This is a genomic window from Parendozoicomonas verongulae, from assembly GCF_009711465.1.
GTDB classification, from domain to species: Bacteria; Pseudomonadota; Gammaproteobacteria; order Pseudomonadales; family Endozoicomonadaceae; genus Sansalvadorimonas; species Sansalvadorimonas verongulae.
In genome coordinates, this window is record NZ_SMME01000863.1 from 1 (window position 1) to 24,268 (window position 24,268).

A 24,268-nucleotide genomic window follows, 5' to 3' on the forward strand; every position below is an offset into this window, starting at 1 on the left:
CAGACTCCTCAGCAACTGCTCTCCCCCCCAACCCCAAGACTGTAAGCATATTAATAATAGGATCTCTCGATATAATTTCACCAATACTATCATTAAATTGCACAATTAAATGAGTAAAGTGTCGGAGAAACCCTTGCTTGTCCTCATCTATTGCAACCCTTGAAAAGTATGTTTTTGGTGGGGGAGCCTCAACTTGGGGTTCTACCTGTGCACTCATCTCTGCAGTAGGCATTTTTTCTTTATGTCCTAACCAATGGTCTAAATCTACACCGTATCCTAATGCGAAATTCACCTTCAGGTTATTACGAGCTCCCTCATCCAGGATATCATACATATCGCGAAACACTCGGCGATTATCTGTGCGGACCTGATCATAGATCATTCTCAGGTGCTGATATTGAAGGGGTTGTAGATCATCCCACAGTGTATGACCTTCTATTATTCCTGTCGCATCAGTTAGCAGGATAACTGTTATCAAGTCTGAAGGTTTTGATAAAAGCAGATACTTGGCATACCTTTCAAAAAAATAACTAGCAAGGACTGGTTGTTTGCTTGATGTTTGCCTGGACATTTTGAATACAAGTTTATTACTAACCGCTGTGTCAGAAGATGTTCGAAATTGATTTTCATCGGGTTGATATTGGTAGTGATGTTGCAACATTCTATAGCTGTTGTAATACAAATTATTAAATAAAGAATAATCTTCTATGACAGTATATTTAGGGGCACCGATAGGATGTGCTTCTCTTATAAAATCCAGAACTCTCTCTCTTGCAGGGAGTGCCGGGTCACTTTGAAAAATTAATTCTGGACTGGCTACCCAGTGAACCCTCTCGCGGTTTAACATCGAGGGAATGCTGGTCACAGCCTGGCTGGGATCTATAAAGTTAGTGACCAGAAAGGAAGCAGGATCTGCATTAACTCTTGTTACAAGCCCTGAAACCAGAAGGCCGGTGTAGTATAAAACATCCTGACTTTGATTATATCTCCCCAAAGCACTGGCTAATCTTTCTATCAGCTGGTACGTATTGCCATTAGAAGCTCTATGTGCGTTGAAAAATGTATTGATAATCTCTAACTGATCCTCAGCTTGCAACATATGCGGGGGAGATAAAGACAGAAAGTGCAACAATAGCTTATGGGGAGAGTAGCCTCCCAGGCGTCCAAAGGCACTTTGAATGGAAGGCGATCTTTTTATTCCCTGCCCTATAAAAGTCAGAAGAGCTCGCTGTTGATCCATTTGTACATCAAGGGATGGCATCTTGTGGGTTAACAGAGTCACGTCCACACTATCATCTTCATCGTCAGAGACAACTATAACTCGTTGCTGCTGCTGTTGCTGCTGGGCTGGTGTCATGATGCTTGGAGAGGGCACGCTAAGAGAAGGACCGGTATTAACTCCAGCTTCAATGGCCGTTTTATCATAAGACCATCTTTGTACTCCATCTGTTGAGGAGTAAGCAGTTCTGGTCAGGTGGCTGTCCACATAAGAGGCACCCGCCATGGAGGAAGGGGGGTCCATAACAGACTGGCGGCCAGCGTTTGGTGAATAATCAGTCGAGGAGTAGTGACTGGATGATACAGAAGGAAAACGGCTTGGGGCTTCATAAGAATCAAAGAAACCTGAGTAGCCTTCAGATTCTGGGAGTGAAGCCTGCCTGGGGTCATACACTCTCTGAGTGAGAGCCCTCGAGGGCAGCTGGCTGACTTGCCAGCTGCGCAGTTGAGGCTGACTTTGCGCTGCATATGCTCCTGGTTGTGACATTGCTACAGACGTAATATTGCTCATTTGAGCAGCGGGAGGCTGTGATATATAGGGAGATAGCCCTTTCTCCGCCACCCTCGCATAACATTGTTTACATAAGGTATAGCGTTTACCACGCTGATCCTTATATTGTTGCGTGTCCGTATTCATACAGGGTCTCTCCCATGACCCCATGGACAAAAGTTCGCCCGGTAATTGATTATATTCGCAGGATGTAATACTGACGAAGCTCTCATCACCATGTTCTCTGCCATGTTGTTGTGCGTGTGTGGGCACAGTGGAAGAATCCATGGGTAAGGGAGGAAGGCTGAGCAGGGATTTCTTTGAGAAAGTATTTATATGTCTAGTTAATTTGGCTTTATAGGCCTGAATATCAGTCTGGCAATCGAGACACAACGGATACGTCTTCCCTTCAAAGAGGTAGTTGGTACGCGCTTCGTTTCCACAGGGGCTGTCTGTTTTCTGCCCGATTTCGTTCCAGAAGCTGGCTGACTGGCATGACTCTACAACCTCATAGGACGGCATAGAACCACTGTAGCTGCCACCTCTGCCGGGCTCGTCACCTCCTCCTCCAGAACCACGGGAAGCACCGTACCCTCCCTGCCAGCCCAACTGGGATTTCTCGCCATGTCTGTTGGTTGATGAGCCCTGACTACTTGCACCCTGGGGAGAGTTTCCAGATGACCCTTGAGGGTTTTGAGGGCATGTCCGGACAGGAAGAGACTGCTGGCTAAGGTTTAATACAGACGATGAATCGCCATTCACACCCTCCTTGTGCTGTATTGTGAATTCCAGAACAGCAGGCTTCAAAAGAGGGGACTCAGAAGAAGGGGACTTTGCCTGAAGAGAATATGGAATCCAGAGAAGCACAATAAACAGCAAACTATAAAAATAAATCCTCTGTCGCATGCTTGTGTCGAGCATAAACATTTTTTCCCCACCTTTTTATTGACCGCAGGGAGTGTAATCCAATTTTTTTTTTTTGCCGGTTAAAGTCTGAAAAGCACGTGCAGTGCTGCGGGTATCTTACAACTTCTGCTATGTGTGATCTGCCGCAGTATGGGATAGACTACCGGCGTTTTCTTTCCAATACGACAGGAGCCCCCATGCTATACGCTGTTATGACACAGGACGTCGATAATTCCCTGCCACTTCGTAAAACCTGCCGTACCCAGCACCTGGCCCGCTTAGAGGAGCTGAAGTCTGAAGGGCGTCTGGTTATGGCCGGGCCTTTTCCGGCGATCGACAGCAACAACCCCGGCGAAGCAGGCTTCACCGGCAGTTTGATTGTGGCGGAGTTTGATAGCCTTGAAGCGGCGCAGACCTGGGCTGATGCTGACCCTTACGTGGAAGCGGGCGTGACCGATAGCGCAGTTGTTAAACCATTTCGGAAGGTTCTGCCCTGACGGAGTGCTGCTCAGGCTGGCAATGTTGTCAGCCTGCTTGATAAAGACAACACTGACCAAACCTGTTTAAATCATTCTGACAATAACACCAATAAAAAACGCAACAAAATGATGAAAAGGCTTTTCAGTACAGGTTCGTTTCTACTTTTAAGCATTGTTGTACTGCTGATCCTCTGGCTGGTACCTCCTGCCGTTGAGCGCAGCATGAATAAAGTAAAGCCCCATGATCCTTACGAAGTGTCTGAAGAGGCTCAGGCATTGCACGACAGCCTTCTTATAGCTGACCTCCATGCCGACAGCCTGCTGTGGAGCCGCGACCTGAAAGTGCACTCGAACTACGGCCATGCCGACTTGCCAAGAATGAGGCGGGGTAATGTGGCGATTCAGGTATTTCCAGCGGTGACCAAATCCCCCAGCGGTTTGAACTACGAAAGCAATGTGGCGGAATCCAGAGATAACATTACCCTTCTGGCTATTGCGCAAACCTGGCCTCCCAGAACCTGGCGCAGCCTCACGGAGCGTGCGCTTTATCAGGCTGAACGATTGGCTCGATTGGAAAAACAGATACCGGAGCAGGTTCGGATTATTCGATCTGCCAAAGACCTCAAGGTTGCACTGGCCACACGCAATAATGAAAACCGCATGGTTGCAGCGCTGCTGGCTACAGAAGGCTCCCATGCTCTGGAAGGGAAGCTGGCCAATATTCAAACCCTTTATGATGCCGGCTACCGGATGATGGGGTTGCATCACTTCTTCGATAACCGCCTGGGCGGTTCCCTTCACGGTGTTACCCGGGAGGGAATGACAGACTTTGGCCGTGCTGCAGTGAATATTATGGAGGAGATGGGCATTATCGTTGATCTTTCTCACTCCTCTGCGGCGGTTGTGAATGATGTTTTGAATACTGCCAGTCGCCCGGTGGTAATATCTCATACCGGCCTGCAGGGGATGTGCGATTCCCCACGAAATATTTCTGACCGGCTGATAGAGCGTATTGCAGAGAAAGGTGGTTTGATTGGTATCGGCTTCTGGGAAGATGCGGTGTGCGATGATTCCCCTGCCGGTATTGCCCGCATGATAATGTATGCCATTGATATTGCAGGCGTGGATCATGTGGCGCTGGGGTCTGGTTTTGACGGGGCCGTGAAAACCTCTATGGATGTTTCAGAAATTGCCGCACTGACACAGGCCCTGTTAGACGAAGGGCTTTCTGAAGACGATATCCGCAAGGTTATGGGAGAAAATACACGGGACTTTCTGCTTAAGTGGCTTCCACAGAATGCTGTGAGACTTTAAAGGGCGTACCTCATGCTGAAAAGTTTATTCCAACCACCGGGCATACAGCTGGTTATGCTGGTAGTTGCCTTACTCTGCTGGTTTCGTTTTCGACATTTTTCCTTTGTGCTCGTATGCTTTGCTTTTGTTTCCTTGTACTTGCTCTCGACTGCCGCAGTTTCAAACGCTTTGCTGAAAGGCTTAGAGACTGGTGCCGTATTTCACGCATCCAAAGATGGCAGCCAGACTGCTGATGCCATTGTTATCCTCGGAACCGGCGTGCTGGGTAATACACCTGAATACGATATGAAACCTCAACCGGGAGCACTGTTAATACAGCGACTCCGCTACGGGTTAAAGCTTCATAAGGAAACCGGCCTGCCCATTCTTGTATCAGGGGGAAGCCGTTACAACATCAATGAAGCTCAGGTTATGAAAGCCTTTCTTGAAGAGCATGGCGCTACGGTTCGGTGGACAGAAGCGGATAGTCGCAGCACTCGAGATAATGCCCGAAACAGCGCAGCACTACTCGGGCAAAGTCGTGTACTGCTTGTCACTCACGCATGGCATATGCGTCGGGCAGCTGGTGAATTTGAACGTGCAGGCTTCGAGGTTACCCGTGCCCCTACTGCAAGGTTTGGAACACGCTTATCACCCTCCCGGTTTGATGCCTGGTTGCCCGATGTGCGTTATCTACGCAAAAGCCAGCTGGCACTCCATGAATATACAGGTATGGCCTGGTACTGGTTTTCAAAGTGAGTCTTGCCAACCCATAGATTCGGCTTTTACACTGGGAAAACCAAGGTGTAATCGCCGTTAAATATAACAACAAAAAATCCAAGGGATAGGATAGCCATGGCTGACCTGAGACGTGCTTTTTCGTTCACGCTGTTAAGCGCTTTACTCTCACTTTCCAGTTCTCTCTTTGCTGATAATCAGCAACTACTGCAAAAAGTCTACGATCTTTCTGGCCTTGAGAAACAGTTTGTTTATATGGGACATACCTTCACAGAAGAAGGCTTGCGCATGGGACGAACGGAGCTACCGGACAATGAAATGAGCAACCAGTTATTGTCCCGCTTAGAGGAGGGGCTCTCTGCTAAATATGCCCCGGAACGTCTCAAAAATACTGTACAGCATGTGCTGGCCAGGGAGCTTGATCAGGCGAATATTGAGGAAATTATTCAAATCATGGAGGGGCGCATCTGGCAAAAAGCTGTTCGGCTGGAAAACAGGGCCAATAATCCGGACAACCTGAGCGAGCTGGAACAGTATGTTTCTGTACAGTTGCAGGAGAAACTTCCCAGACAGATTCGTCTCGATTTAATAAGAGATCTGGTTCAAAAAACCAACGCTGTTGATACCACTATGAATATGATGGTGAGCGGAGCGCTGTCTGCAGCTGAAATCATGATGGGCAGTGAAAAGATTCCCGCACAATTTGAACAAAGCATGCGCACCCAGATGACGTCAATGAAAGCCGAGTATGAAGAGATGGTGACAAGGCAATTTTTATTTACTTACCGTTTTATGTCTGATGAACAGCTGAAAACCTATGTGAGTTATTACAATACCCCTGCCATACAGTCACTCAATAAAGCTGTTACTACTTCACTGGTAGAAGCCTTTCAGTAAGCAACTCACTAAAAAGACTCACCCAATAACGGTGAGTCTTTCTTAAAAGACAAATGAGCAGACTTTAGAAAACCATGGATTTGTATTCAAGATAAACCCGTTTTGCGTTTCTGTCGCCGGCAAGCTCTGAGCCATCCAGTCTCTTACCACTGGGTCGATACATACCATAACGAATCCGGAAAGAGAGGCCCTCAAGGGCTGCACCCTGAAATGCATATTTGATATCAATATCGGTTTCTTTCTCTTTCAGGCTCTTGCCACCATCCTTAAAGCCGTCACCACTGGTATAGGAAGCTTCTGCAGAAAGTCCGGGGACAAACTCATCAAACTTGTAAGATGCACTTATAACCCAAGCTTTCTCATTATCGAAGAAGAAATCACCAACCAAGGGTGCGGTCGGCAGCATGAAACCACCATAGGTATTTATGCCAAAGTCATAGTAATAACGGCCTAGCTGTTTTTTGCCATCTTTATCTTTGTATACAGCTTTCGTTTTGGAGAAACCCAGAAGCAGACTTAAATCACCGATATTGGTTGTAAAGTTAATATGCTTGATGTCGGCATCTTTATTAAAGGATGTATCGCCAAATGTATAGCCAGTCCAGAGCTTACCGTCCTCTTTGGCTTTGTAATACATCAGGTTCACGCCAATGGCCAAGTCGTCGGAGATATTAAAGGTATAACCGGCATTCAGGTTGTAAGAGTAGAGAAAGTCTTTAGCGTGGGCATCTTTGTAGCTGAGGGACAGCCCCATCAGGTCATAACCAAGCTCTGCTCCCCAGATAGAATCAATTTTTTCTGCTAGTGCGAGAACTTTGGTTGAGTTACCATCTTTGCTACCATCTTTATTATCCTCATCATACTTTCCCAACGTCGTGCTATTTGGTGTTCCTTTCTTCTTGAACGACTTCAGCTCATCAAAGTTTGAAGAGTTACGCGTCGAGATCCTGTTGACCCATGCAAGGCCATAGTGTAGCCCGGCAATACCGCCACCAATATCAACCCCCTGCCACGAAGAAGGGATAGCGCGGGAGCTTGATCCGGCAATCAATCCGGTATAAATCCTTTCTCGGCCCCCTTTGAAAGTCAGAAGGGGTTCTTCATCGTCCTCCAACTGAACCTTTGCTTTAACGTAGGATTGGCCCAACTTACTGAAGCCGGTATGCGTCCCGTCATCTTTTGTAACGAAAAGCTGTCGGTCTTTATCGTAGGGAGAACTCATATTACCGACAGTGTAGAGCGAGGCATCAAAACCAATAAAGTCAGCTACCAAACCCGATTTGAAGTTAAGCTGGACGCCTAATGCATCACCACCTTCTCTCACTTTGCTGGTTTTTTTCAGGTCACTTCCATCTTTCGTCATATAAGGTTTAGTTTTACGATGAAACTCCACCAGCCGAATACGGGCTTCCAGACTGTTGAAGTCCATAAAGCTCGTCATCTCATCTTCAAAATAACTACCACTGGGGCGGTTCTCTCCAGTAGCAAGGGAGTCAGCAGCAAAAACAGGCATGGCGATGGTTGCCAGGCCGGGTACAAGAATTGAACGCAGGTTCATAAACCAAGACCTATAGGCTCAGAATGAATACCCGGTACAAGATAGATGCTGTTTTGAGGTTTTGCGCAATGACAGTGAGGGGGATTTCTTGTTTTTTTCCGGGAAGAATCCGGAGAAAAGTCAGCGCTCCGGTTACCAATACCGGAGCGCTCCTATAAACGTCAGTCAACGTTAGTAGGTTTTGAAGAACTCGCGGATGCGGTCACGATCCTGAGTTACAGTCAGTGCCAGCTGCAACAGGATGCGAGCCTTTTGTGGATTCAGCAGCCCGGCTGCAATAAAGCCGTACCGTGCATCGTCCACTTCACCGGCTTCGGTCACGGCACCGCTCAGAGCACGGGACGCGCGAATCACTGTTATGCCGCTCCTGGCTGCTTTCGCCAGAGCATCGCCTACAGTCTGATTGAAGTTACCATTACCAAACCCAGCGTGGATGATGCCATCATAGCCGTTAGCAGCAAAGGCCTCGACTGCAATCGCACTGTCACCACCAGCGTGGGCATAAACAATGCCCACCTTTGGCAGCTCTTTCACATTGTCCACATTAAATTCAGAATCTGTAGTATGAATACGCTGAGGCTTACGCTGGAACTCTACATTCTGAGCATGTACGTGGCCAAGAGGGCCAAAGTTTGGAGCCTGAAACGTGTGAATAGCTGTCGTGCAGGACTTGGTTACATCACGGGCGCCAAACACTGTATCGTTAGTTACAACCATCACACCGCGGCCGCAAGAGTCTGGGCAAACAGCGGTCGCCACAGCTTCAAACAGATTCATAGGGCCATCGGCACTGTGAGCATTCGCAGGGCGCATGGCACCAGTTACCACAACGGGTTTGCTGGAGCGAATGGTAAGATTCAGGAAGTATGCAGTTTCTTCCATGGTGTCTGTACCATGGGTAATCACCAGACCATCAACATCGTCACGAGCCAACAGCTCGTTGCAGCGCCTGGCCATCGGCAGCCAGTTGCTCTCATCCATATCCTGAGAGCCGATGCTGGCAATCTCTTCACCAGACACTTCAGCCAGATTACGAATCTCAGGAATTACGGAAAGAAGATCTTCAACACCAATCTGGCCAGAGGTATAAGCACCGCCAGTTTCAGCGGCAGCTGCACCGGCAATAGTGCCACCAGTTGCGAGAATAACAATGTGTGGTTTTCTGGACATGAGCAGTCCCTGCAGAAGAACAGATAGACAAAGGATAGTGGGAAATCAGCACAGGCTGACCCCGGATCATGGGATGCGGCACAGACTAATAGTAGAACTGTGCCGAAACAAGACGACTTTACAAACTTTAATATTTAAGAGCTGTAAGTACCCGGAGCACTATCAGAACGCCTGACACGCCCAAACAACACAAACCCCAACGCCAGAATCAGCACTGGCCAGGAGCCAAAGTCCATAAAGGGTGTGCTGCCTGTCATACCGGGAATCTCCCCTTCCAGTACACCAGCCTGATAGCGTGGGATAGAGCTGAGTATCCGCCCAAAAGGATCAATCAGCGCAGTCATACCATCATTTGTCACTCGCAACTGATAACGGCCGGTTTCGAGGGAGCGCATACGCACCATCTGAAAATGCTGCTCCGGGCCAATGGATGTGCCAAACCAGGTATCGTTCGAGACAGTCAGCAAAATGTCCTTACCAATCGCTTCACGGGCGGCAAAGTCCGGATACACCACTTCGTAACAGATATAAGCAGCAACAGGCTTACCCTGAATTGACAACCCCATTTGTTCCGGCGTACCGGCAGAGAACGACGACATGGGCAAATCAAAGAAACTGATAATGCCGCGAATCAAACCCTCAAAGGGCACAAACTCCCCAAAGGGCACCAGCTTCTGTTTGAAGTAGTGGCCTTCCGCTTCTCCCAGCCCCACGAGACTGTTGTAGTAGATACTGCGATTGTCGTCTTGCCCTTCATACCATGGCATACCCAGAATCAAAGCTGTGTCGGTCTGGCTGGCCTGAGTTTCCATCTGTTCCATCAGCCTCGGCACATTCTGGTAAAAAGTTGGAATCGCATTTTCCGGCCAGAATACCAAATCCTTTTGCCACTGGTTTTCGGAGAGTGCCCAGTATTTCTGGACTGTTTTATCCAGATGACCCGGTTCCCACTTCAAATCCTGAGAAATATTGCCCTGCACAGCACTGAACGACAGTGGTTCCTCAGTATCCGAAACCGTCCATTCAAAACCTTTCAGTGCAAAACCACCTGCTGCAAACAGAGCAACGCCAATAGCTACACCCAGCAAAGACCTACCTTGCTTCCGTGAAGAGACACATAGCGCACCAACCAGTGAACCTGTGAGTGCAACCAGCAACGTTAAACCGTACACACCCGTGACTGGAGCCAGGCCCGAAAACGGTGTATCCAAAAGGGTGTAGCCGGAAATAAGCCATGGAAACCCTGTCAGCAACCAGCTACGCAGCCACTCTCCAAAAACCCACAAGCCTGAAAATATCAGAACCTTTCGCCAATGAGCCTGCGCGCGAGAAAGACGGCTGTAGAGATATCCAACGGGAACAAAAAAAGCGAGAGAAAGGGCCAGTACAAACAACCCCGTTAGAAAGCCTGCCAAAACAACAGGTGCATCACCAAACTGATGGATGCTCACATAAACCCAGGATGCACCAGTGCCATACAGGCCCAGGCCATAAAACAGGCTGCGAATCGCTGCCGCCCTGGGAGACGGGGCTTTAGTGAGAAGAACAAACAGCGCTGCCACACTGGCCATCATCAAAGGCCAGTAATCGAAGGGGCTAAAGGCCAGTGTCGCAACGGCACCAGCCAGCCCGCCCAACAGATGGCCAGGCCAGAGTTTTGAGTTAAACATTACAGATGCGCGGTAGCTTTAGTCACTCGAAGAAGGCGTATACGACGGTTATCTGCATTCAGAATCTGGAAGCAGAGCTTATCCATCATCACAGTTTCGTTACGTTTGGGCAGGTGCCCGAACTGCTGCATCACGATACCGCCAATGGTATCAAACTCGCCGTCGCTGAAATCGGTATTGAAGTGTTCGTTGAAGTCTTCGATGGGGGTAAGGGCTTTCACCACAAACTCCTCGTTGCCGAGTGGTTTGATAAAACTGTCCTCTTCCACATCGTATTCATCTTCAATATCGCCAACAATCTGTTCCAGAACATCTTCAATGGTTACCAGGCCGGCTACACCACCGTATTCGTCAATAACGATAGCCATGTGATTGCGGTTGGTGCGGAAGTCATTCAACAGAACATTCAAGCGTTTGCTTTCCGGTACAACTGTGGCTGGTCGCAGGTGGTCCTTGATGGTGAACTTTTTACGGTTGTCTTCAAGAATCAGGGGGAGGAGGTCTTTAGCCAGAAGAATGCCCAGTACCTCGTCCTTGTTATCACCGATAACCGGAAAACGGGAGTGGGCAGCCTCAATCACAGCAGGAAGAAACTCTTCAGGCCGGCGTTCAGAATCAATGCATACCATCTGGGAACGGGGAACCATAATCTCCCGCACCTGCATTTCAGAAACCTGCAGTGCTCCTTCGATAATCCGAAGTGCTTCACTGTCTATCAGGTCGCTGTGTTGCTCAGTATCACGGAGCTGGTCGAGCAGCTCATCACGGGTCTGGGGGTCGCCTGAGAAAACCTGTTTCAGTTTTTCCAGCCACGTTTTATTGGAGCCGGAATTGGAACTGTGGTTACCGTTTCCCGGGTGGTCGTCAGCCATTGTCTTCTGTTTGTTCCTCGTAGGGATCATTAAAGCCTAAAGAGAGCATAATGCTGGTTTCCAATGCTTCCATGGTTTCAGCCTCATCATCTTCGATGTGGTCATAACCCAGCAAATGCAGTGTGCCATGGATTACCATATGCGCCCAGTGAGAGGTGAGAGTTTTCTGCTGTTCATCGGCTTCGCGCTCCACAACCGGGGCACAAATCACCAGATCACCCAACAGGGGAAGTCCCAACTCTACAGGCAAATCCGAAGGAAAGGAGAGCACATTGGTGGCGTAATCCTTCTGGCGCCATTGAGCGTTCAGCTCCCGGCCCTCTTCAACATCCACAATGCGAACGCTGATTTCTGCTTCATCCCGCTCATCACGAACGGCAGCTGTCGCCCAGGCTACAAGCTGTTCTTCAGAAGGCAGGTTGCCGCTTTCGCCGGCAACCTGTAAATCGATAAATACTGACATCAGTGACTGCCCTGAGGTGCGCGCTGTTCTTTATGCATCTCATGGCGATCATAGGCCTCAACAATCCGTTGCACCAGCGGATGACGAACAACATCACGGGAGCTGAACTGGGTCATTCCAATACCTTCTACACCCTCCAGCACCTCCTTGGCATGGCGCAGGCCAGACTTGGTGTTGCGAGGCAGGTCAACCTGCGTGATGTCACCGGTGATGACCGCAGTAGAACCAAAGCCGATACGGGTGAGGAACATTTTCATCTGTTCTGTCGTGGTGTTCTGGGATTCATCCAGAATAATAAAGGCATTATTCAGAGTGCGGCCACGCATGTAGGCAAGAGGTGCTACCTCAATCACGTTTTTCTCAATCAGGCGAGTCACCCGATCAAAGCCCAGCATTTCGTAGAGAGCATCGTAGAGAGGGCGCAGGTAGGGGTCGATCTTCTGTGCCAGATCACCGGGCAGGAAGCCCAGTTTTTCACCCGCTTCCACCGCAGGGCGCACCAAAAGAATGCGCTGAATCTCTTCACGCTCCAGAGCCTGCACCGCACAGGCCACCGCCAGAAAGGTTTTGCCAGTGCCCGCAGGGCCGATACCGAAGTTGATATCGTTTTGCATGATGGTACGAACATAATCCTGTTGATTCTTGCCACGGGGGCGAATCATGCCCTTACGGGTGCGGATGCTCACTTCCTGTTCACTGGAGTGGGTGTCCAGCTCTTCCATGCCGGTTTCCTGAATGTACAGGTGCACCATATCAGGGGTGAGGTTGCCACCATTGCCTGTCTCTTCGTAGAGGCGCTGGAGAACATGACTGCCAGCACGAACGGGGTCATCATCCCCCGACAGCTCAAAACGCTGCCCTCGGCTGCTGATACGGATACCCAACCGGTTTTCGATCTGTTTCAGGTGTTCATTGAATTGGCCGCAGAGTTCCGCGTAGCGGCGGGCGTCGAAGGGCTCGATATCGAACTGCAGAGAATCTGGATGTGCGTTCAAAATGTAGTAATCAGCCTTTAGCAATGGAGTTATCTGTTTAAGCATATATCGGGGCAGAAAGCTTTAAAAGCAAGGGCGGGAGAGTTAATAAAGACAAAAAGAGGATTCCTCATCATTAAGACCCAAACCAGTCGATTCGCAAAAGATAAAGTTCAGACCACACCACCATTGTAAAATCTTGGTAAAGAAATTTCAGCACTTTGAAAAGGATGTGTAATGTCAGCGATCTTTGCACAATTGTTAGCCAGAAGTGCCCCCCTGAACTGTTTTCACAGCAAGCAACTTTTGCCATATTGTGCAGCTGGTGTTGGGTAGCCATTCCAGGCTTGTCGAGACACAAAAAAACAATCTTTACAGTGCTTTAGATAGAGGGATTTTAATGAATTATTTCGTTACCGGTGGCACAGGATTTATAGGCCGTTTTCTGGTAGAAAAACTTCTGGCACGTGGCGGTACGGTTCACGTATTAGTGCGGGAAAGCTCCCTCGATAAGCTGGAGGCACTAAAAGAGCGTGTGGGAGCCGGAGCCGAGCGCATCCACCCTGTAGTTGGTGATCTCACCCAGGCGGCGCTGGGTCTGAGTGATAACGATCAGGCAGCCCTGACGGGCAAGATTGATCACTTCTTCCACCTCGCAGCCATCTACGACTTGCAGGCCGATGCAGACTCTCAAGAGCGCGCCAACGTTGAGGGCACCCGTGCTGCTGTTGTATGTGCGCAAAATCTAAAGGCAGGTTGCTTCCACCATGTCAGCTCCATCGCGGCTGCTGGCTTGTATCGCGGCACCTTCCGTGAAGATATGTTTGAAGAGGCAGAGCACCTCGATAATCCTTACCTGCGCACCAAGCATCTGGCAGAAAAAGTGGTGCGGGATGAAAGCAACGGTATGGCCTGGAAGGTATATCGTCCGGGCATGGTTGTCGGCCATTCCCAAACGGGTGAAATCGATAAGATCGATGGCCCGTACTACTTCTTCAAACTGCTGCAAAAGCTGCGTCGGACCCTGCCACCCTGGATGCCAACCATTGGCGTAGAGGGCGGCCGCATGAATATTGTGCCGGTGGATTACGTGGTGAATGCCATGGATCATATCGCTCACAGTGCCGAGGTTGACACCCAGTGCTTCCACCTCACCGACCCAGAGCCTGCCAAAGTAGGCGAAGTAATGAATATCTTTGCCGAAGCTGGTCATGCACCCAAAATGGCCATGCGTATCGATGCCCGCATGTTTGCCTTTGTTCCCAAGATGATTCGTGATGGCATTACCAAACTGCCACCGGTACAGCGCATTCGTAACGCAATTCTTCAGGATATGGGTATTCCCCCGGAAACCCTGAAGTTTCTGAACTACCCCACCAAATTTGATAACCGTGATACTGAGCGTGCACTGAAAGGCTCAGATATCGCCTGCCCTCCCCTGCAAACCTATGCGGCCAAAGTTTGGGATTACTGGGAACGAAACCTTGATCCTGAGCTGTCAATTGATCGCACATTGAGAGGCCGGGTAGCAGGTAAAATCATCATGGTAACCGGTGCAACATCGGGTATCGGTAAAGCCACAGCCCTGAAACTAGGCGAAACTAATGCCAAGATTCTGCTGGTCGCAAGAACACCGGAAAATCTGGAAGAAACCAAGTACGAAATCGAGCAGATGGGGGGCGAAGCCCATATCTACCGTTGCGACATTTCCGATACAAGCGACTGTGACCGACTGGTTCAGGAAGTGCTGCAGGATCATGGATATATTGATGTACTGATAAACAACGCCGGTCGCTCCATTCGTCGTTCTCTGGCACTGTCATTTGATCGTTTCCACGATTTTGAACGTACTATGCAGTTGAACTATTTTGGTGCACTGAAGCTGATTTTAGGTTTTTCCCCAGCCATGCTGGAGCGTAAGAGCGGCCACATCATCAATATTTCTTCCATTGGAGTGTTAACTAAGGCGCCACGTTTCTCGGCCTATGTGGCCTCTAAGTCAGCACTGGATTCTTTCTCTCGTTGTGCAGCGGCCGAGTTCTCTGATCGCAATGTGAAGTTCACCACTATTAATATGCCGTTGGTGAAAACCCCGATGATCGGTCCTACCAAAATCTACGACTCCGTACCAACCCTGACACCAGAAGAGGCGGCGGATATGGTGTGTGAGGCCATTATCAATCAACCTAAGCGCATTGCGACCCGTCTGGGCATTTTTGCTCAGGTGATGAATGCGGTTGCACCTCAAATGAGTGAGATCATTATGAATACCGGATTCAAGATGTTCCCGGATTCAAGTGCTGCTCAGGGCAAGGATAAGAAAGAGGCGATTTCTTCCGAGCAGGTGGCCTTTGCTGCTTTGATGCGGGGTATTTACTGGTAATAAGTTGTGTTGGGTTACGCCACTGCGTGGCAAGCCCAACCTTACTATCAAGCCTCTTCCGACAGGCTGCCGGAAGAGGCTTGATAGTAAGGTCGGTTTGAAGTAGTGCTTGAATCCAGCTTAACGCCTCTTAGGTGAGCGAGTAATCATTGGTTTAAGTGCTACCGAAGGTTCCGCGCTGGGAAAGGAGCGCCTAATCGCTGGCTTAAGTACTGACGAGCGCTGCTTCCTGGGTTCACTTTTCAGATACTGACTGTACCGTTTCCATGAAACACGTTCTGGGGGATAGGTAACATAGTTTTTATAAGAAACGACAGTGGCGATCTTTTGATGGCCCTTTTTGTCTATAGTTATTGTTACCGAGCCGGTTCCAGAGTCGGTTTCAGAAATTGGGCCTACGGCAACTGGACATCCAAGACATTCTTTTTTTTCATTATAAGCAATCCATATGGCATTCAGGCCAGGGCGTTGATATAGATTTAACCACTCTTTATGGCCATCATCTTGAAAAATGACTTCTAGTTGATATATACGATATAAACGATACTTTGCATAAGCAGAGCTACAAGCAACCAATAAAAGAAGTACGACACTAAGTACCCAAACCTTTGCTTTCACATACCCTGGCGACGTCTTTTTCCGCTCTTGTTTCGTCTTAACTCTGGTCACGCAGCGGGCTACGCTCCCGACGTTGTGCCTTGAAGTGCGAAAGCAGAGGTTAGGGTACTTAGTAATGAAATGCATAGGGTGAAACCCGCAAGCTAAAGTGATGGATTGTAGCCATCAGTTTTATGTGCAGCTAACCCAACAATGGTTTGGGTACTTATAGTTATCGTTTGTGTGGTCTTTTTCCCTCAAAGATCAAGCGCAAAGACAGCTTAAGATCAAACTCAAATCCCTCCGGCATGCCTTTATCTAACATCCCGTCTATTGCCATCATGGCGTGGCCGTGAATTTGTGCCCAACAGTTCTTGGCCAGGAACCAGGCCTCGTACTCATCAGTAATGCTGCCTTGGGAAATTGCTTTTTCCATAATCTCCACCAATGCTGCGAGGGCGGCCGGTGGTGCACCATGCATAAACTCAGGTTTGCGCCACTCGTTTAAAGCCGGTCCAAACATAAGTCTGTAGAGCGCAGGGTTTTCCTGAGCAAAAGCAATGTAATCTTCTGCGCAGAGCAGCAAAGCTTTGTAGGCATCTGGATTGGACTGCGACGTTTCCTGCACTCGTTGCTCAAGCCTTCTGAAACCTTCTACCGCCATAGCAACAAATAACAAATCTTTATTGGGAAAGTGTCGATAAGGTGCTGTCTGAGATACACCCACATCTCGAGCCAGAGCCCGCAGGCTCAGTTTCTCCGGCCCAGTTTTGTGAAGGTGCTCGAATGCTGCCAACAACAGTGCCTGACGAAGATTACCGTGGTGATAGGTGGCTTTGGGGTGGCCTGTGGCTTTTGTCATGCGTATCGAGGCATAGCTTTTGAAATCATTATCTTTCAATAGTGTGAACGAAAGTTGACAATGTCAATATTGTTGACAGTGATTACATGAAAACCTAGAGTCCTCATTACAAGAACAAATACAACACCACCTAATAAAAACGGAACGAAATAGCCCATGGGCAATTTTCTCTCAAAAATGCTGGGACGCGTTTGTTTAGCCACTGCACTGTGTGTTTCTGTTCATCAGGCTTTCGCTACACCGCCACAAGCTTCCATTCGCCCGGTTGAGGTGGCTACAGTTCTCTACGAAGAAGCAGCTCGTCCCATCAGTATCAGCGCTTTACTAGCCTATAAATCCACTCAAAAGCTGGCCTTTAAGGTTGGTGGCCCTGTTGCCAGAATTCTCGTGGAAGAAGGCGATGCCGTGAAAAAGGGTCAGGTACTCGCACAGCTGGATACGGAAGAAGTTCAGGCACGGGTTGGCGAGGCAGAAGCACGCTATGAGAACGCCCTGCGCAACGTAGATCGCCTCGAACAGCTCTACAAACAGAATGTTGTATCTCTGGATCAGCTTCAGGATGCAGAAACCGAACGGAATGTAGCAGAGTCCCAGTTGCGAGTCGCTCGATTCAACCTCCGCTACTCCTCCATCAAAGCACTCTCAACAGGGCGTATTGTCAGCCGCACAATTGAAGCCGGTGAGCTGGTTGCTCCCAATCAGGTGGCTTTTACACTGGCGGATGAATCCAAAGGCTGGATTATGCGCACGGGGTTGTCTGATCGAAAAGTGGTGCTGATCAATCACGGTGACCCGGTTTCCGTACGCTTTGACCCTTGGCCCCTGCAAAACTTCGTTGGCAGGGTTAGCCAGATTTCTGAAGCGGCGGAAGAGCGCTCCGGTATGTTTGAGGTGGAAATCGCCCTCGACCCAGTCAACGAGCTTCGCCTGCGAGATGGCTACATCGGTCGTATTCGCATTGAACCTACTCAGAAAGAGCGGGTTGTGAAGCTGCCTTCTCTGGCACTGGTGTCTGCCATGAGTCCGGTAGGTGTCGTTTATGTACTGACAAGTGACAACACCGTGGAAACAAGGCAGATTCGCATTCACTACCTTGAAGGCAGTCATGTGGCGGTATCTGGCGATCTGAAAGAAGGCGAGTCTGTTATCACAACCGGTGCCGCCTTCCTCCACGACGGTGACCGTGTACGCGTCGTCGGCCGCAAAAAGGGTTAAATATCATGCATTTACCCCGTATTGCTATTAACAACTTCCAGTTCACGCTGGTTATTATTCTGCTGTTGATTTTCCTCGGCATTGTGTCGTTGAACACCATGCCCCGCTCTGAAGACCCCCAGTTTGATTTCTCTGCTGCCATGGTGCGAGTTGTGTATCCCGGCACCAACCCGGTAGATATGGAGAAGCTGGTTCTTGATCCTATCGAAGCAGCCATCAAGGAACTCGACGACATCAAGGAATTAAAGGGAGACGTGGAAGATGGCCTTGCCGTAGTTCGGGTAGAGTTCCTGTTCGGTACTGATCCGGAAGAGAAGTATGACGATGTGGTTTCGGAGGTGTCCCGCATTCGGGATCAACTGCCAGAAGGGATTCAGTTTCTCTCTGTTGATAAAATTTCCCCGGCTGATGTCAATATTCTCCAGGTGGCGCTTATGTCGGAAACCGCCAGCTACCGGGTGCTGAAAAGTCAGGCCGAGAGGCTGGAGAAGAAACTTGAACGTGTCTCGGGCGTAAAACGTGCAGATATTGATGCCTTTCCTGAGCAACAGGTTCATATCCGCGCTGATCTGCTGAAAATGCAGGCACTGAATATCGGGTTGGAAGACCTTTTGAGTGCCGTGCGGGCATCCAGCGTAAACCTCCCCGGCGGCCATGCCCTTGCGGGTGAACGACGCATGACTGTTCGCACCAGTGGTGACTTTCGGGATCTTGACCAGATTCGCAGGACAGCTGTCGTGTCATCCCCTGCCCGGGTTGTTTATGTAGAAGACATTGCCTCGGTATCCCAGGGCGATGCCCTGCCTTCCTACGAAGCTCGCTACAACGGGCAGCGCAGTGTTTTTATCTCCGTGGTGCAGCGTAAAGGCAGCAACATTCTGTCGGTGCTGGATGATTTGGATTTGGCTGTGGATAATTTCGCTCTCAACCTGCCAGATGATATGAGCGTAGCTTATGTGCACGATCAGGGCGTGAGTGTTGAAAAGCGCCTGAACAGTTTCGTGGGTAGCCTGCTGCTGGGCCTGGCACTGGTTGCAGGAATCACTTTGATTGCCCTTGGTTTGCGTTCAGCTTTTGTCATTGTGATCGTAATCCCGATGTCGGTGATTATTGCGCTGGGCTGGGTGGATTTAAGTGGCTTTGGCCTGCAGCAGATGTCCATTGTCGGGCTGGTTATTGCCCTTGGTCTGTTGGTGGATAACGCCATTGTGGTGACCGAGAATGTTGGCCGTTTTCTGCGGGGCGGGTATGATCGGCAAACGGCAGCCGTTGAAGGTGCCAGTCAGGTAGGCTGGGCTGTCGCCAGCGGCACAGTGACAACTATGCTGGCCTTTTTCCCTATGCTTTTGCTGCAAACTGGCGCGGGGACATTTATTCGCTCCATGCCGGTTACGGTTGTGCTTACCCTTGCCGCTTCCCTGCTGATTGCCTTGAGTCTGACACCCTTGATGGCAAGCCGCCTGTTTCCCGCGAGAGTGGATAAAGAACCACGGGTTCTTCAGGCCATAGAAAATCTGGCTCAGGGACCTTACGCCAAAGTGCTGAAGTCGTCACTCAATCGCCCATGGCTGGTGTTGCTGGTTTCTGTTGGCCTGTTTGCGGGAAGCCTGACACTGCTGCCCATGGTGGGCGTAAGTATGTTCCCCAAAGCGGATAAGCCTATGGTGCTGGTGAATATTGATGCGCCGGAAAGTGCCAGTTTCGACCGCACACGCCTGCTGGCACTGGATGTGGAAGATATTGTGAACCGCCACCCTGAAGTTGTGTCAGTCACCACCAATATTGGCAAAGGCAACCCACGGATTTTCTATAACGAAATCCCCAGGCGTCAGGTGCCGTCTTATGCGCAATTGCTGGTGCAACTGGAAGCGGGAGATGACTTATCTCGCAGCCAGTTTGTGACAAAAGTGCGTGAAGACTTTGCCCGCTTTTCCGGCGCAAAAGTTACGGTGAAAGAGCTCCTGCAAGGCCCTCCCTATGAAGCACCGGTCTCTATTCGTGTATTGAGCGATGACCTGGAACTGCTACACAAACAGGCATCTATCGTCACCTCGACAATGGAATCGGTTGAAGGTCTGGTGAGTGCAGACAACCCTCTGGCTCACCGCAAGATTGATATGCATGTGAATATCAATCGCGAAAAAGCCGCCATGCTCGGCGTTCCCATCAATGCGATCGATCAGGTCATTCGTGCCAGTCTCGTGGGTTTGAATGCAGGACAATTCCGGGATGTGGACGGTGAAGATTACCCGATTCTGGTGAAGTCACTAGGGCAGGACCGCCCACAAATAGACGACTTTGAATATATGATGGTGCGTTCCAGTAACGGCGCCCTGGTACCACTGCCCCAACTGGCCAGCTTTGAACTGCAGGATGGGCTGGCACGTCTGCAACATAACCGAACGGAGCGCATGTCCCGGATCACCGCTGACGTTGCACCGGGTTATCAGGCTGAGGCTGTGACCAATGCGGTTATCGAAGAGCTGAATAAGCTGTACTGGCCAGAAGGTGTTACCTATCAAGTGGGCGGTGAACAGGAGAAGCGTAAAGAGTCTTTCGGTGGAATGGGGCAAGTAGCTCTTGTTGCACTGATGGGCATTTTTGCTGTGCTGGTGCTGCAGTTCCGTTCTTTCAGTCAACCGCTGATCATTTTTGCCGCCATTCCCTTTGCGATGACAGGCTCGATTCTCGCACTGCTGTTTACTGGTAACACCTTCTCGTTTACAGCGCTGGTGGGGTTGACCTCGCTGGTTGGTATTGTGGTTAACAATTCCATCATATTGGTGGATTACGCCAATCAACTCAGACGGAGCGGGCGAAGCTTAAAGGCTTCGGTCATTGAATCGGCTATTACACGACTTCTGCCAATTATCCTGACAACGCTCACCACGATTGGCGGCCTGCTGCCCCTCACTCTGGGGAACTCGTCCATGTGGGCGCCTATGGGCTGGAGTATTATTGGTGGGCTGTTGGTGTCCACTCTACTCACGCTGTTTGTGGTGCCCGTACTGTACCTGCTGTTCACACCCAGAATGACAAAAGAATAATAAGCAGGATCGAGCAATAAGTGAAAAGTCATAAGTACCCGGACCATTGTTTTCACATAATGATGGCGAGTGGATTTTTTCGCTCTTCAAGGAACAGCGTCGGGAGCGTAGCCCGCTACGTGATAAGAGTTGTGACGCAGCAAGGGCGGAAAAAGACGCCGCCAGACTATGCGAAAGCAATGGTCCGGGTACTTACAGCTGGGTTATCTACCCCACGGATAACCCAGCCTGAGAAGAAGGATATCAGGCTTTAGACTTCTTTTTCTTCTTGCGCTCACCCTTCTCTTTCTGCTTAGCTTCCCGTTCGGCGATGATGGCTTCCATACGGATTTTCTGCTCTTCAATCATTTCCGGAGTTTCCAGAGTAATGCGCCCCATTGCACCACTGCGATAATCATTCAGAAGAATCTCGGCCACTTTATGGGTATCCGCAAAGCCCCCCTTACGCATACAGCCACGGCGGCGACCAATTTCGTCAAAGATTTCGATTGAGCTGGCTGGAATTTCACTCAGGTTATATCGCTGTTTCAGCACCTCGGGGTGAGCGTCCATAAGGTATTCCACCAGGAACATGCCAACATCTTCAAACTCAAGCACAGTATTTTTGATGGCGCCGGTTACAGCCAGACGATAACCACACTCCTCTGGTTCCAGCTTGGGCCAGAGAAACCCGGGAGTATCGTGCAGCACAATATTGTTGGAGAGTTTGATACGTTGCTGGCTTTTGGTAACCGCCGGCTCATTACCGGTTTTAGCAATAATGCGATTGGCCAGATTATTAATGGTGGTGGATTTACCTACGTTGGGGATACCGAGAATCAAGGCCCGCAGAGGCGTTCCTTCAAAGTTACGGTGGGGCAGCATTTGTGGGCAGATTTGTAGCAGTTCCCGTACCTTGTTCGGTTCATGCTGACTCATGGGGATGGCCTTTATACCCTGCTCTTTTTCCAGAGCCTGCTTCCAGCGCTGGGTGAGCTCTGGGTCTGCAAGGTCAGCCTTGTTCAGAATTTTGATGCACGGAGTGTCTTTGCGCAGTGCGGGAACCAGTGGGTTCTCGCTGCTGAAGGGGATGCGGGCATCCAGCACTTCAATGATGAGATCGACCTGAGGCATTGCCTCGCGGATCTCTTTTCGGGCTTTGTGCATATGCCCGGGATACCAGTTAATCGCCATGCCGTTGTCCTGAGAAAAGCGCCCTGAGATAAACGCTCAAAAACCTCCATTGTAACCGCATCGTGTAAAGCTGTCTTTCCGTGACACTCGTTACTGTTCATTGATTATGCTGGTTTGGGATTAAGCCGGTTTGAAGTGAGCAGCTCACTTTTTTTCAGGCTCTTTAGCCTTGGCAGCCTCTTCTTCGACCACTTTCATTTGCTGCTTTTTCTCCTGCTCTTCACGAGCAAGGCGTGCTTTTTCACCGAGGCTGATTTGACCGCTGACTCCTGATGGAATCTGGTCAATCTGACCGCCAGATTCAAGGAAAGCATTTATTTGTTCTTCAATAGAGCGGCTTGTTTCCTTGGCTGCTGGGCCATCCTGTTTGAGGCTGATCGTGTATTCATTCTTCTTGGGCATATAACTTGTCCTTCCTGATTCTTTTGGGGAGAGAAGTATAGGCCACGGAACAACTCTTGCAGTGTACGGTTTGTAACCAATGCTGGTGTTTTTTTGTACTGCTGTGATGATGGTTGTAAAGCGTATTAACAACATTCAAGTTTTGTTGCTTTTGGTCATAAAGAGTGGCGAAAAATGAGTTTAGGATGACAGTCGTTTTCAAAATGCCTGACATCGTGGCGTGTTATTGGAATTGCCATGGGCCGGGCACTGAGTTAATCAGGAGTAGGTATTATGGCGATTAAAATGAATATGGAAGTCATGGAGTTGATGTTTTACTTCTGGCAAGCCACTACAGACCGTGAAAAGGTTGGCGAACCTTTCATCATGACAATTGCTGATCACGAGCAAATGAAACCTGTTTATACCGAAGAGTTCCAGCCTGAATCAGTACGCCGTGCATTAAGTGCTATCAGCAACCGTGAAATTTTCAGTGCTGATCACAAATGCGAGTCTCGTTTCTGGAATAACAACATGTGGGCTATGGAAGATATGGGCCTGATGGAAGAGATGATGGCTCCTCTCAAAGTAATGAACTTTGATGGCATTACTGTTGAGGGCGATAAAAACGTTGTTGTTCTTCCCATGCACATGGATGAATATCTGCTCAAGGGTGACACCCTGTATGTAAACTTCTTCCGGGTTCAGGCTGATATGATGGGCGACGGCCCGCTCACCATGGCAAATGTCGAATTCAAAGAGTGGGTTGAGAAAACTTTCAGAGCCGCTTAATTCTCCCCTTGCCCTATCTGGCTATGTGACTTCTCACTGGCCAGATACTTTGATCCTGGCCTGTTATCCCTCCGCTCTTGCAGGGATAAACTGCAAAATCAGCTTCTGCAGCAACCATATCACCGGAATCGCCAGCATCAGCCAGACAACACACGCTCCAATAACCGCCAATCCATAGGTTTGAAAAAAGGTGAGTGGGTGCTGCCATAGCATATTTCCCATCACTGAAGGGTTTACAGACACTGCCGGAATGCCCAGAACAGACTCCCCAAAACGAATCAGCGGCACAAATAACACAAACTGCAGAGGGTAGCCCGCATAGTTCGCAGCCTGAATAGCTACCTGATTCAAACCCATCCGCGCAGCCACAATCACGCACAGAAAGGTTGTTACCCCGAAAATGGGGAAGGTCGCGACAACAAAGCCAATGGCCAGAGTCATAGCCAGGTTTTGTCGGCCCAAGCCCTGCTGTAAAAGGGCTGAAACAGGACTAAGAATGCGCTTGGATATTGGTGTCTTCAAAGGGTTTTTCTCTTACTTTTCATCCCATGTTTTATCAATAGCGTGCGCCATTAACGAACAGCTCCCACTCTTTCAGCATATTTTTGAAGTCATCAAGACCACAGCTGGAACGGGCTTCGTCATCATAAAAGTCCATATCCTGACCTTCGCCCATATCCACGCCATCCACACGGAAAGAATCGGCCTCAAAATCAATTTGTGCATTACAAATTTCAGCCTCTGAGCAGGTCAGACGGAGATTGTACTCCACTCCATCCAGAACATATTCCCAGCGCTCATGGTTTTGCAGTTGGTCGATGGCCTTATAAAGAGCAGGCAGCACAGGTGTGCGCTGCCCAATTTCTTCGAGCAGCCATGCTGCTATGGCTTCATGACCCATGGAAAAACTGGCACTCAGCTCACCGGTTATATCTTTTCGGAACTCGTATTCCAATGTATCGCTCTTATTTGCCACTCATGGCATCAGGTTGTGGCAGAAAACATCAACACGTATGCGATGTTCAAGCCA

21 protein-coding genes are annotated in these 24,268 nt (G+C 49.4%); 8 read left to right on the forward strand and 13 right to left on the reverse strand.

Features of this window, described 5'->3' with window-relative positions; genetic code table 11:
• Nucleotides 1-1,915: hypothetical protein (locus E1189_RS18010; protein ID WP_196221507.1), on the reverse strand; the 1,915-nt coding region annotated here is incomplete at its 3' end.
• 956 nt (nt 1,916-2,871) lie between these two features.
• On the opposite strand from E1189_RS18010, the gene E1189_RS18015 reads away from it, so the two are divergent.
• The 4 genes from E1189_RS18015 to E1189_RS18030 all read left to right on the forward strand — a co-directional run bounded on the left by E1189_RS18015 (nt 2,872) and on the right by E1189_RS18030 (nt 6,081).
• Nucleotides 2,872-3,171 (forward strand): YciI family protein, encoded by a 300-nt coding sequence (locus tag E1189_RS18015; protein ID WP_155162138.1) that lies wholly within the window; start codon nt 2,872-2,874, stop codon nt 3,169-3,171.
• A 108-nt stretch (nt 3,172-3,279) separates the two neighbouring features.
• Nucleotides 3,280-4,467 carry a dipeptidase gene (locus tag E1189_RS18020; protein ID WP_230460505.1) on the forward strand — a complete coding sequence of 396 codons (1,188 nt, stop codon included), beginning with the start codon at nt 3,280-3,282 and terminating at the stop codon, nt 4,465-4,467.
• Between the two features lie 168 nt (nt 4,468-4,635).
• The gene (locus E1189_RS18025) at nt 4,636-5,205 is read left to right on the forward strand and encodes a YdcF family protein (protein WP_196221508.1); all 570 of its coding nucleotides are present in this window, start codon (nt 4,636-4,638) and stop codon (nt 5,203-5,205) included.
• Between the two features lie 96 nt (nt 5,206-5,301).
• A complete protein-coding gene (locus tag E1189_RS18030; protein WP_155162140.1) occupies nt 5,302-6,081 on the forward strand; it encodes a hypothetical protein in 780 nt (259 codons plus the stop codon).
• Between the two features lie 64 nt (nt 6,082-6,145).
• On the opposite strand, the gene E1189_RS18035 is transcribed toward E1189_RS18030, so the two are convergent.
• The 6 genes from E1189_RS18035 to E1189_RS18060 all read right to left on the reverse strand — a co-directional run bounded on the left by E1189_RS18035 (nt 6,146) and on the right by E1189_RS18060 (nt 12,854).
• Nucleotides 6,146-7,639, reverse strand: coding sequence for an OprD family outer membrane porin (locus tag E1189_RS18035; protein ID WP_155162141.1), 1,494 nt, complete (start codon nt 7,637-7,639; stop codon nt 6,146-6,148).
• 171 nt (nt 7,640-7,810) lie between these two features.
• Nucleotides 7,811-8,809, reverse strand: a complete 999-nt coding sequence (locus tag E1189_RS18040) for a type II asparaginase (protein ID WP_230460506.1) — start codon at nt 8,807-8,809, stop codon at nt 7,811-7,813.
• 134 nt (nt 8,810-8,943) lie between these two features.
• Nucleotides 8,944-10,479 carry an apolipoprotein N-acyltransferase gene (gene lnt, locus E1189_RS18045; RefSeq protein WP_155162142.1) on the reverse strand — a complete coding sequence of 512 codons (1,536 nt, stop codon included), beginning with the start codon at nt 10,477-10,479 and terminating at the stop codon, nt 8,944-8,946.
• Nucleotides 10,479-11,351: a CorC family transporter gene (locus E1189_RS18050; protein ID WP_155162143.1), complete on the reverse strand. Its 873-nt coding sequence runs from the start codon at nt 11,349-11,351 to the stop codon at nt 10,479-10,481. The genes lnt and E1189_RS18050 overlap by 1 nt, the downstream gene beginning before the upstream one ends.
• Entirely contained in the window at nt 11,344-11,814 is a 471-nt protein-coding gene (gene ybeY, locus E1189_RS18055; RefSeq protein WP_230460507.1) for an rRNA maturation RNase YbeY, read from the reverse strand. The genes E1189_RS18050 and ybeY overlap by 8 nt, the downstream gene beginning before the upstream one ends.
• Nucleotides 11,814-12,854 (reverse strand): PhoH family protein, encoded by a 1,041-nt coding sequence (locus tag E1189_RS18060; RefSeq protein WP_230460508.1) that lies wholly within the window; start codon nt 12,852-12,854, stop codon nt 11,814-11,816. The genes ybeY and E1189_RS18060 overlap by 1 nt, the downstream gene beginning before the upstream one ends.
• 334 nt (nt 12,855-13,188) lie before the next feature.
• On the opposite strand from E1189_RS18060, the gene E1189_RS18065 reads away from it, so the two are divergent.
• On the forward strand, nt 13,189-15,171 hold the full coding sequence (locus tag E1189_RS18065) for an SDR family oxidoreductase (protein WP_155162145.1): 1,983 nt from the start codon (nt 13,189-13,191) through the stop codon (nt 15,169-15,171).
• 120 nt (nt 15,172-15,291) lie between these two features.
• Here E1189_RS18065 and E1189_RS18070 read toward each other — a convergent pair whose 3' ends face one another.
• Nucleotides 15,292-15,840 (reverse strand): hypothetical protein, encoded by a 549-nt coding sequence (locus E1189_RS18070; protein ID WP_155162146.1) that lies wholly within the window; start codon nt 15,838-15,840, stop codon nt 15,292-15,294.
• A gap of 160 nt (nt 15,841-16,000) precedes the next feature.
• Nucleotides 16,001-16,630 (reverse strand): TetR/AcrR family transcriptional regulator, encoded by a 630-nt coding sequence (locus tag E1189_RS18075; RefSeq protein ID WP_155162147.1) that lies wholly within the window; start codon nt 16,628-16,630, stop codon nt 16,001-16,003.
• 156 nt (nt 16,631-16,786) lie between these two features.
• On the opposite strand from E1189_RS18075, the gene E1189_RS18080 reads away from it, so the two are divergent.
• Together E1189_RS18080 and E1189_RS18085 are read left to right on the forward strand one after the other, a co-directional pair.
• Nucleotides 16,787-17,845, forward strand: a complete 1,059-nt coding sequence (locus tag E1189_RS18080) for an efflux RND transporter periplasmic adaptor subunit (RefSeq protein ID WP_155162148.1) — start codon at nt 16,787-16,789, stop codon at nt 17,843-17,845.
• 5 nt (nt 17,846-17,850) lie between these two features.
• A complete protein-coding gene (locus E1189_RS18085; protein WP_155162149.1) occupies nt 17,851-20,892 on the forward strand; it encodes an efflux RND transporter permease subunit in 3,042 nt (1,013 codons plus the stop codon).
• 243 nt (nt 20,893-21,135) lie between these two features.
• Here the strand turns inward: E1189_RS18085 and ylqF are convergent, their stop codons facing one another.
• Together ylqF and E1189_RS26300 are read right to left on the reverse strand one after the other, a co-directional pair.
• Nucleotides 21,136-22,065: a ribosome biogenesis GTPase YlqF gene (gene ylqF / locus E1189_RS18090; protein ID WP_155162150.1), complete on the reverse strand. Its 930-nt coding sequence runs from the start codon at nt 22,063-22,065 to the stop codon at nt 21,136-21,138.
• A 144-nt stretch (nt 22,066-22,209) separates the two neighbouring features.
• Nucleotides 22,210-22,602, reverse strand: coding sequence for a hypothetical protein (locus E1189_RS26300; RefSeq protein WP_155162151.1), 393 nt, complete (start codon nt 22,600-22,602; stop codon nt 22,210-22,212).
• A gap of 138 nt (nt 22,603-22,740) precedes the next feature.
• Between E1189_RS26300 and E1189_RS18100 the strand changes: the two genes are divergently transcribed.
• Nucleotides 22,741-23,238 carry a TDE2712 family protein gene (locus E1189_RS18100; RefSeq protein WP_155162152.1) on the forward strand — a complete coding sequence of 166 codons (498 nt, stop codon included), beginning with the start codon at nt 22,741-22,743 and terminating at the stop codon, nt 23,236-23,238.
• Between the two features lie 63 nt (nt 23,239-23,301).
• Here the strand turns inward: E1189_RS18100 and E1189_RS18105 are convergent, their stop codons facing one another.
• Nucleotides 23,302-23,760: a DUF2062 domain-containing protein gene (locus tag E1189_RS18105; RefSeq protein WP_196221510.1), complete on the reverse strand. Its 459-nt coding sequence runs from the start codon at nt 23,758-23,760 to the stop codon at nt 23,302-23,304.
• A 34-nt stretch (nt 23,761-23,794) separates the two neighbouring features.
• Nucleotides 23,795-24,214, reverse strand: a complete 420-nt coding sequence (locus E1189_RS18110) for a YacL family protein (RefSeq protein WP_155162154.1) — start codon at nt 24,212-24,214, stop codon at nt 23,795-23,797.
• Between the last annotated feature and the right edge of the window lie 54 nt (nt 24,215-24,268).

What these genes read in the sequence shown, in the direction of transcription:
- E1189_RS18060 (WP_230460508.1), bottom strand. Translation starts at nt 12,854, where the DNA reads ATGCTTAAACAGATAACTCCATTGCTAAAGGCTGATTACTACATTTTG.
- E1189_RS18065 (WP_155162145.1), top strand. Translation starts at nt 13,189, where the DNA reads ATGAATTATTTCGTTACCGGTGGCACAGGATTTATAGGCCGTTTTCTG.
- E1189_RS26300 (WP_155162151.1), bottom strand. Translation starts at nt 22,602, where the DNA reads ATGTTGTTAATACGCTTTACAACCATCATCACAGCAGTACAAAAAAAC.
- E1189_RS18035 (WP_155162141.1), bottom strand. Translation starts at nt 7,639, where the DNA reads ATGAACCTGCGTTCAATTCTTGTACCCGGCCTGGCAACCATCGCCATG.
- E1189_RS18100 (WP_155162152.1), top strand. Translation starts at nt 22,741, where the DNA reads ATGGCGATTAAAATGAATATGGAAGTCATGGAGTTGATGTTTTACTTC.
- E1189_RS18050 (WP_155162143.1), bottom strand. Translation starts at nt 11,351, where the DNA reads ATGGCTGACGACCACCCGGGAAACGGTAACCACAGTTCCAATTCCGGC.
- E1189_RS18040 (WP_230460506.1), bottom strand. Translation starts at nt 8,809, where the DNA reads ATGTCCAGAAAACCACACATTGTTATTCTCGCAACTGGTGGCACTATT.
- ylqF (WP_155162150.1), bottom strand. Translation starts at nt 22,065, where the DNA reads ATGGCGATTAACTGGTATCCCGGGCATATGCACAAAGCCCGAAAAGAG.
- E1189_RS18085 (WP_155162149.1), top strand. Translation starts at nt 17,851, where the DNA reads ATGCATTTACCCCGTATTGCTATTAACAACTTCCAGTTCACGCTGGTT.
- E1189_RS18015 (WP_155162138.1), top strand. Translation starts at nt 2,872, where the DNA reads ATGCTATACGCTGTTATGACACAGGACGTCGATAATTCCCTGCCACTT.
- lnt (WP_155162142.1), bottom strand. Translation starts at nt 10,479, where the DNA reads ATGTTTAACTCAAAACTCTGGCCTGGCCATCTGTTGGGCGGGCTGGCT.
- E1189_RS18030 (WP_155162140.1), top strand. Translation starts at nt 5,302, where the DNA reads ATGGCTGACCTGAGACGTGCTTTTTCGTTCACGCTGTTAAGCGCTTTA.
- E1189_RS18075 (WP_155162147.1), bottom strand. Translation starts at nt 16,630, where the DNA reads ATGACAAAAGCCACAGGCCACCCCAAAGCCACCTATCACCACGGTAAT.
- E1189_RS18020 (WP_230460505.1), top strand. Translation starts at nt 3,280, where the DNA reads ATGATGAAAAGGCTTTTCAGTACAGGTTCGTTTCTACTTTTAAGCATT.
- E1189_RS18080 (WP_155162148.1), top strand. Translation starts at nt 16,787, where the DNA reads ATGGGCAATTTTCTCTCAAAAATGCTGGGACGCGTTTGTTTAGCCACT.
- ybeY (WP_230460507.1), bottom strand. Translation starts at nt 11,814, where the DNA reads ATGTCAGTATTTATCGATTTACAGGTTGCCGGCGAAAGCGGCAACCTG.